Here is an 8,446-nt window from a genome sequence, read left to right as displayed (position 1 = left end):
CGCGGTCAGCCGCAGCGACGGCTTGGGCGGGAAGATGTACGTGCCCCGGGCGATGTACTCCTTCAGCACGTCGTTCTGGATCGTGCCCGTCAACCGGTCGGCGCCGACGCCCTGTTCCTCGGCGACGAGTTGGTACAGCAGGAGCAGCAGCGCGGCGGGCGCGTTGATCGTCATCGACGTGGAGACCTGGTCGAGCGGGATGCCGTCGAACAGCACCCGCATGTCGTCGACGGAGTCGACCGCGACGCCCACCTTGCCGACCTCGCCGTGCGCGATCGGGGCGTCGGAGTCGTGGCCCATCTGGGTGGGCAGGTCGAAGGCGACCGACAGGCCCGTCGTGCCGTTGGTGATGAGCTGCTGGTAGCGGGCGTTGGACTCGACGGCCGTGCCGAAACCGGCGTACTGCCGCATCGTCCAGGGGCGGCCCGTGTACATGGAGGGGTACACGCCACGGGTGAAGGGGTACGTCCCGGGCTCACCCAGTTTCTCCGCCGGGTCCCAGTCCCGCGCGGTCTCCGGTCCGTACACCGGCTCGATGGGCAGTCCGGACTCCGACGTCGTCGCCATGGTGCCTCCGCAGGGCAGGTGGTTGAGGCGCTGCTCGATGGAGGCCATGGTCGCGGGCCTTCGTCAGTCACCGACAACCGCGCGATCACCCGCCGCCGGCCGGCCCGCTGAGCCGACGGTGATCACACGGTGAGCGGCGGTGGATAGCTTCGTGCCGTCAACACAGCCGTGCACGGCGAAGGGTGCCCCACGGACCGTCCCGAGGACGCCGTACGCACGTCCACGGCGTGACGGCCGACGTGTCCGGCGCGGGCGGTCACCGGTGAGCGGGCGACGACCCGGGGCATGGCGATCAGCCCTGCCCAGCCGTCGCGGACCGGCGCTCATCCGCTGGTACTCATCCTCTTGAGGAGTGAATTGATGTCTCTCGATTCGACCACCCAGGCGCCGGTCGCTCCGGAGGAACTGGTCGCCCGGGCCCGCGGCCTCCTGCCCCTCCTGCGGGAGAACATGGCACGCACCGACGAGCTGGGCAATCCGGCGCCGGAGAACATCGCGGCGCTGAAGGAGGCCGGCCTCCTCCGGGTCACCAACCCGGTGGCGTACGGCGGCATCAGCACGACGATGCGGACGCAGCTCGAGATCATCTCGGAGGTCGGGCGGGGGTGCGCGTCCACGGGCTGGATCACCGCGAACCACATCGGCTCGGTGCCGTTCGCCTTCGCGCTGCCGGAGAAGGCCCTCAAGGAGGTCTTCGACGGACACCCGGACGCCATCGTGCTCTCGGCCGGAGCCCTCAGCGGCACCCGTGCCGAGCGGGTCGACGGCGGCGTCGTCATCTCGGGACGCTTCCCCTTCGCCTCCGGCTGCGAGATCTCCGACTGGGCGGTGCTGGCGCCGATCCCGCTGATGGAGGGCGACCGGCAGGTCGGGATGGTCGACGTCCTCGCCCCGCTGGTGCCGCTGCGTGACATCGTCATCGAACAGACCTGGCAGGTGGCCGGCCTGACGGGCACCGGCACCCACGCGATGGTCGTGGACGACCTCTTCGTGCCGGACCACTTCATCCTGTACGCCGAGCAGGACCCCGACGGCCGCTGGGAGAAGGCGGTCTCGCCGACCGAGCTGGTGCAGGGGAACACGCACTCCCTGGCCTCGCTGGTCGGCGCCGCGCGCGGTGCCCTCGACGTCGTCCGCGAACAGCTCGCCAAGCGCAAGCCGTTGAGCTACACCACCTACGCGCACGCCGTCGACTCACCGGCCATCCAGCTGTGGTTCGCGCAGGCGGCGCACCTGGTGGACACCGCGGTGCTGCACATGACCGCCATCGCGGACGGCTTCGACGCCCACACGGCCGCGGCCCCCCACACCGAGCTGCCCTGGGAGGAGCGCGCGCGGATCCGCATGCACCAGGCCACGGCGCTCCAGCGCGCCAAGGAAGCGATGCAGAAGCTGCTGGACATCGCAGGCACCGGCGGATTCGCCCTGTCCAACCCCCTCCAGCAGTACTGGCGCGACCTGGAGATCGGCAGTCGGCACGGCATGCTCTACCAGCCGGCGATCGTCGAGGACTACAGCCGTGCCCTGCTCGACGCGGGTCCGACGATCTCGCTCTACCACTGAGCCACACCGCTTCACCGTCTCCGCGGGGCTGTCTGACGGGCAGCTCCGCGGCCGCGTTTCCCCCACACCGGACAGACAGACAGAAAGACAGGCAAGGGAGAGCATGTCCTCAGTAGTCATGACCCGTGAGGAGCGCGAGGCGTTCCTCTCCGAGATACACATCGGCGTCCTGGCGGTGGAACGGCCGGGCCGCGCACCCCTCGCGGTGCCGCTCTGGTACGACTACACCCCCGGCGGCGACGTGCTCATCCTGGTGAACAAGGACTCGCTGAAGTTCGGGCTGATCCGCCAGGCGGGCAGGCTGACGCTGGTCGTGCAGCGTGAGGAGTGGCCCTACGCGTACGTCTCCGTGGAGGGCCCGGTCGTCAACGACGAGGACGAGGTGCCGACCGACGAGGTGGCGATGAACGTCGTACGGCGGTACCTGGACGAGCCGGACGCGCGCAGTTACGTCGACCAGGCGCTCACCCCCGAGCGGGCGCGGCTGATCCGGATGCGCCCGGACAAGTGGCTGAGCAACGACCAGACCAAGGCCTGACGACCGCGGGCCCGCGACGAGCGTGACAGGAAGGTGCCCCACCGGATTCCGGTGGGGCACCTTCCCGCTTCGTGGCCCCGGCGGGCTCAGGCCGCCGGCGGCGGGAAGTAGCCGGCTTCGACGAAGAAGTCGACGTACCTCTCCAGCACCTTCCGGTCGACGTCCGGGGCGCACACTCCCGTGCCCGCGAGCGCCTCTTCGGTCGCGGTCACGTCCATCCGGGAGTAGCCGGTGGAGCGAGGATCACGGAAGCTCTCGAACACGTCCAGCAGCGGGTTCAGGGCGTTGTCGCTGTCGGACTTCACCCGGTCGAGCCAGCTGGGCCAGTCCAGCTCCGGCAGCTCGTAGCCGCGTGTCCGCAGGCACGCGATGATCTGCTCGAACTCGACGGGCCGGCTGTTGGCGATGTTGAACGTCCGCCCGGTCTCCTCGGGCCGGCCGGAGAGCCCGACGATCACCGCGCTCACATAGTCCACCGGGGCCATGTAGAAGGTCCCGGACAGCCCCTGCGGCACGGCGCCGGACTGGAGGATCCCCTTGACGCTGAGCCAGATGAAGTCGCGTGTCTGGCAGGCGCCGTTGCCCTGGTCACCGGAGATGGTGTCGACGCGGTACACCGACACCGGAAGCTTGCGCTCCCTGCCGAGCTCCACGACCTGTTCGGCCACCCACTTGCTCTGCTGGTAGCCGTTGACCAGCTCCTCCGCGGGACCCGTCCGGTCCTCGACCGTCAGCGGCACGCCGGGCCGGTCGGGCCGGGCGTACACGCCGGTGGACGACACGTGGTGCACCGGCACGGCTCGGTGCCGTGCGGCCAGCCGCAGCACCTCGGCGGTGCCCTGGACGTTGGAGGCGCGCAACTGCTGGTACGGGAAGATCCAGTTGGCGGTGGCGGCGGCGTGGTAGATCACGTCGATCCGGCGCGACAGCGCGTCGAAGTCCTTCTCGTCCAGCCCCAGCAGCGGACTGCCGAGATCGCCCGGGACGGCGGCCACACGTCCGGCCCACGCCTCGTCCCAGATCCCGTACCAGGTCAGGTTCTCGCGGACGCGGCGCAGCGCGTCGTCCTCGTCGGCGGCGCGGGCGAGGCAGTGCACCCTCGCGTCGGTGGTCCGCAGCAGCTCGCGGAGGAGGAACGCGCCCAGGAAGCCGGTGGCGCCGGTCAGGAAGATCTCGTCCGCCTCGCCGGGCCCGGTGAGCACGGGGCCGTCCGTGACCGTGACGTCCTCGTCGAGCCGGATGTCCGACGCGAAGTCCACGCCCCAGGCGCCCGGTCCGGACGCGGACGTGGCCTCGTGCGCCGGTGCCAGCCGGGCCAGCAGCTCATCGGCGAGCGTGCCCGGTGTGGGGTGGTCGAAGACGACCCTGGCGGGCAGGGTCAGCCCCGTGGCCCGGTCCAGGATGTTCCGCAGTTCGACCGCGGACAGCGAGTCGAACCCGATCTTCAGGAAGTTCGCCTCCTCACCGACGGCCTCGGGCTCGGCGTGACCGAGGACGGTCGCGGCGTGCCGGCGGACCAGGTCGAGCACCAGGCCGCGCCTGCCCTCGGCGGGCTCGTCCGCCAGCCGCCGGGCGAACGAACCGGGGCCTGAGGTGTCGGTCCCCGTGCCGGAGGTGGTGACGAGCGTGCGCAGCAGCTCCGGTGCGCCCGCGGCGTTCTCCAGCACCTCCAGGTCGACGGGGGTGGCCACCGGCACCGGGTGGCCCGCGTTCAGTGCCTCTTCGAACAGGGCGATGCCCTTCTCGGGCGTGATCTGCAGGATGCCCTGGGCCTTGATGCGGCGCAGATCGCCCTCGGTGAGGTTGTCGGCCAGCCCGCCGACCGTCTCGTCCCACAGGCCCCAGGAGAGGGAGACCGCCGGCAGGCCGAGGGAGCGGCGGTGGGCGGCGAGGGCGTCGAGGAAGGTGTTGGCGGCCGCGTAGCTGGCCTGTCCGGCGCCGCCGAACATGGCCGCGATGGAGGAGAACAGGACGAAGGCGTCGAGTTCGAGGCCGAGGTCCCGGGTGAGTTCGTGCAGGTTCCACGCGGCGTCGACCTTGGGCAGGAGGACGGGGCTGATCCGGTCGGGGGTGAGGGAGGTGACGATGCCGTCGTCGCGGACGCCCGCGGTGTGGACGACGGCGGTGACCGGGTGCCCGGGGGGAGTGGAGGTGAGCACGCCGGCCAGGAAGTCGCGGTCGGTGACGTCCCCGGCGGTGATGGTGACCTGGGCACCGAGCTCGGTCAGTTCGGCGAGGAGTTCGTCCGCGCCGGGTGCCTCGGGGCCGCGGCGGCTGGTGAGGATCAGCCTGCCGACCTTGTGGCGGGTGACCAGGTGGCGGGCGAACAGGGCGCCGAGGGCTCCCGTGCCGCCGGTGATGAGCACCGTGCCCTCCGGGTTCCAGCGCACCCCGGGAGCCTCCGCGCCGGTGGCGGCGGGGACTTCGAGGCCGCGGAGCCCCGGTCGGTACACGACGCCCTCGCGGATGAGGAGCTGCGCCTCGGACATGCCGGTCGCGGTGGGCAGCAGGGCGGCGCTCTCCGGGGTGTCGTCGTGGTCGACCAGGAAGATCCGGCCCGGGTTCTCGGTCTGCGCACTGCGCAGCAGGCCCCAGGCGGTGGCACCGGCGGGGACGGTGGTGTCCGCCTCGCCGCCGGGGCCGTGGACGACGGCTCCGGTGGTCGTGACGACGAGCTTCGTCCCGTCCAGACGCTCGTCGCCCAGCCAGTCCCGCACCAGCTCCCAAGCCCGGTGCGCGCCGAGGTGCGCGGCGGTCACGACGTCGCCCGGCTCGGGGGTCAGAGCCGCCCGGACGACGTCGACGCGGCCTCCGGCGGCGATGGCCTCGCCGACGGCGTTCAGGTCCGGGAACGTGGTCGTGCCGAGTTCGGCGACGCTCCGCTCGTCGGTGGACCCGCCCGGCGTGACCGGGGTCCAGTCGAGCCGGAACACCTCGTCGCGCCTGCTCGTCCCGCCCGTCCGGACCCGGGCCGGCGCGCTGAGCCAGTAGAGCCGGCGCTGGAAGGCGTAGGTGGGGAGCGGCACGGCGTGCGCGGCGGTGCCGTCGAACAGGGCCGTCCAGTCGACGGTGGTGCCGTGCGTGTGGAGATGGCCGGCGTTGATGAGGAGGCGCTCGGTGGTGCCGTGGTTGCGGCGGAGGGTGCCGACGGCGATACCGGGGGTGCCGGTGGCCTCGAGGGTGTCCTGGACGCTGGGCGTGAGGACCGGGTGGGGGCTGATCTCGAGGAACGCGGGGTGGCCGTCGTCGAGGTGGAGGAGGGTGCGCAGGGTCGGTTCGAAGAGGACGGTCCGGCGGAGGTTGGTGTACCAGTACTCGGCGTCGAGCCGGGTGGTGTCCATGTCCCGCGCGTGGACGGTGGAGTGGAACGGGATGGTCGCGGGCCGGGGTTCGATGCCGTCCAGCAGGGAGAGGATCGTGTCGCGGAGCGGCTCGACGTGGTGCGTGTGGGAGGCGTAGTCGACGGGGACACGGCGGGCGTGGACGTCGTCGGCGTCGCACCGGGCGAGGAGTTCGTCGAGTGCCTCGGTGTCGCCCGCGATGACGACCGCGTTGGGGCCGTTGACGGCGGCGACGGTGATACGGCCGTCCCAGCGCGTCAGGAGGGCCTCGGCCCGGTCGAGGGGGAGGGCGACGGAGACCATGCCGCCCGGCCCGGCGATGGCGGTGATGGCGCGGGCGCGCAGGGCGACGACCTTGGCGGCGTCCTCCAGGGTGAGCGCGCCGCAGACACAGGCGGCGGCGATCTCCCCCTGGGAGTGCCCGACGACGGCCGCGGGCCGCACTCCGAGGGACTGCCACAGTTCGGCGAGGGAGACCATGACGGCGAACAGGACGGGCTGCACGACGTCGACGCGCTCCAGTGAGGGGGCGCCGGGCCGCTCACGCAGCACGTCCATGAGGTCCCAGTCGGTGTGGGGGGCCAGGGCCCCGGCGCACTTCTCGATGCGCCGGGCGAAGACCGGCTCGGTGTCCAGGAGCGCCTGAGCCATGCCGGCCCACTGGGAGCCCTGCCCGGGGAAGACGAAGACCGGGCGGCCCCCCTCCTGGCCGACGGCGCCCTCCACCACGTTCGGGGCCGGCTCGCCCTCGGCGGCGGCGGACAGGGCGGCCCTGAGCCCGTCCCGGTCGGCCGCCACGACCACGGCTCGCCGGTCGAACTGCGCGCGGGTCGTGGCCAGCGAGTACGCCGTGTTCAGCAACGACCGTCCGTCGTCGTCCTCTTCGGCGGTGTCGTCCAGGAAGGCGAGCAGCCGCCGGGCCTGTGCGCGCAGCGCCTCCGGCGTCTTCGCCGACAGCAGGAAGGGCAGCGCCGCGGGCGACCGGGACCCCTCGGTGACGCCGGGCTCCTCCTCGGGCGCCTGCTCGATGACGATGTGGGCGTTGGTGCCGCTCACGCCGAAGCCGGAGACCGCGGCACGGCGCGGGGCGTCCGTCTCGGGCCAGGGCCGGGCCTCGGCGAGCAGCTCCACCGAGCCCGCCGACCAGTCGACATGGGGGGTCGGTTCATCGATGTGCAGGGTCCTGGGCAGCACGCCGTGCTCGATGGCCTGCACCATCTTGATGACACCGCCCACCCCGGAAGCGGCGGCGGAGTGGCCGATGTTCGACTTGAACGAGCCGATCACCAGGGGCCGTCCGTGCGGGCGCTGCTGCCCGTAGGTGGCGATCAGCGCCTGGGCCTCGATGGGATCGCCCAGGGTGGTGCCGGTGCCGTGCGCCTCGACGACGTCGATGTCGGCGGGGGTGAGACGGGCGCTGGCGAGCGCCTGACGGATCACCCGCTGCTGCGCGGGCCCGTTGGGCGCGGTCAGGCCGTTGCTGGCGCCGTCCTGGTTGATCGCCGTGCCCCTGACGACGGCCAGCACCCGGTGGCCGTTGCGGCGGGCGTCCGACAGTTTCTCCAGGACGAGGACGCCCACGCCCTCGGCCCAGCCGGTCCCGTTCGCCGCGGCCGCGAACGCCTTGCACCGGCCGTCCTGCGACAGGCCGCCCTGCCGGGAGAACTCCACGAACGCGCCGGGAGTGGCCATCACGGTCGCACCGCCGGCCAGGGCGATCTCGGACTCGCCCGAGCGCAGCGACTGCACCGCCAGGTGCAGCGCCACCAGCGACGACGAGCACGCCGTGTCCACCGTGACCGCGGGCCCCTCCAGCCCCAGGGTGTACGCGACCCGGCCGGAGGCGACGCTGTTGAGCGTTCCGGTCATCAGATAGCCCTCCAGCTCCGGGGGGCCCTCACCGACGAAGTGGTACGTCTGACCGGAGATGCCGGTGAACACGCCGGCCCGGCGGCCGCGCAGCGAGGTGGGGTCGATCGACGCGTGCTCGACCGCCTCCCAGGAGGTCTCCAGCAACAGGCGCTGTTGCGGGTCCATCGCCCGCGCCTCCCGCGGGGCGATCTCGAAGAACTCCGCGTCGAACTCGCCTACGTCCCCCAGGAAACCGCCGTGCCGGGTCGTCGACGTACCCGGTCCGCCGGGCCCGCCGGCGTCCGTGCCGTAGAGGCCGTCCAGGTCCCAGCCCCGGTTGTCCGGGAACTCGGTGATCGCGTCCACCTCGTCCGCGACCAGCCGCCACAGGGCGTCCGGAGAGTCCACCCCGCCGGGATACCGGCAGGCCATGCCCACGATGGCGATGGGTTCGTCGGCGGCGGATTCCAGTTCGGTGATGCGCTGACGGGCCTTCTGGAGATCCTTTGTGACCCATTTCAGGTAGTCTACGAGTTTTTCCTGTTCAGACATGTACGTCATGCTGATGAGGACGGATAACTCGCAG

4 protein-coding genes are annotated in these 8,446 nt (G+C 72.0%); 2 read left to right on the top strand and 2 right to left on the bottom strand.

Translation table 11 applies throughout. The features are described from left to right. Positions 1–567: methylmalonyl-CoA mutase family protein (locus tag ADK65_RS29590; RefSeq protein ID WP_234352993.1), on the bottom strand; the 567-nt coding region annotated here is incomplete at its 3' end. 360 nt (positions 568–927) lie between these two features. Between ADK65_RS29590 and ADK65_RS29585 the strand changes: the two genes are divergently transcribed. Further along, a complete protein-coding gene (locus tag ADK65_RS29585) occupies positions 928–2,130 on the top strand; it encodes an acyl-CoA dehydrogenase family protein (protein ID WP_053674055.1) in 1,203 nt (400 codons plus the stop codon). A gap of 103 nt (positions 2,131–2,233) precedes the next feature. Next, on the top strand, positions 2,234–2,668 hold the full coding sequence (locus tag ADK65_RS29580) for a pyridoxamine 5'-phosphate oxidase family protein (RefSeq protein ID WP_053674054.1): 435 nt from the start codon (positions 2,234–2,236) through the stop codon (positions 2,666–2,668). Positions 2,669–2,754: 86 nt separating this feature from the next. On the opposite strand, the gene ADK65_RS29575 is transcribed toward ADK65_RS29580, so the two are convergent. Beyond that, entirely contained in the window at positions 2,755–8,412 is a 5,658-nt protein-coding gene (locus ADK65_RS29575; protein ID WP_053674059.1) for a type I polyketide synthase, read from the bottom strand. Positions 8,413–8,446 lie beyond the last annotated feature (34 nt).

Source organism: Streptomyces sp. NRRL B-1140 (genome assembly GCF_001280065.1).
Taxonomy (GTDB): Bacteria; Actinomycetota; Actinomycetes; order Streptomycetales; family Streptomycetaceae; genus Streptomyces.
This window is presented reverse-complemented; position numbering and strand designations above follow the sequence as displayed.

Bases quoted from the DNA above. Each gene is read 5' to 3' on its own strand.
- ADK65_RS29585 (WP_053674055.1), top strand. From the start codon at position 928: ATGTCTCTCGATTCGACCACCCAGGCGCCGGTCGCTCCGGAGGAACTG.
- ADK65_RS29580 (WP_053674054.1), top strand. From the start codon at position 2,234: ATGTCCTCAGTAGTCATGACCCGTGAGGAGCGCGAGGCGTTCCTCTCC.
- ADK65_RS29575 (WP_053674059.1), bottom strand. From the start codon at position 8,412: ATGTCTGAACAGGAAAAACTCGTAGACTACCTGAAATGGGTCACAAAG.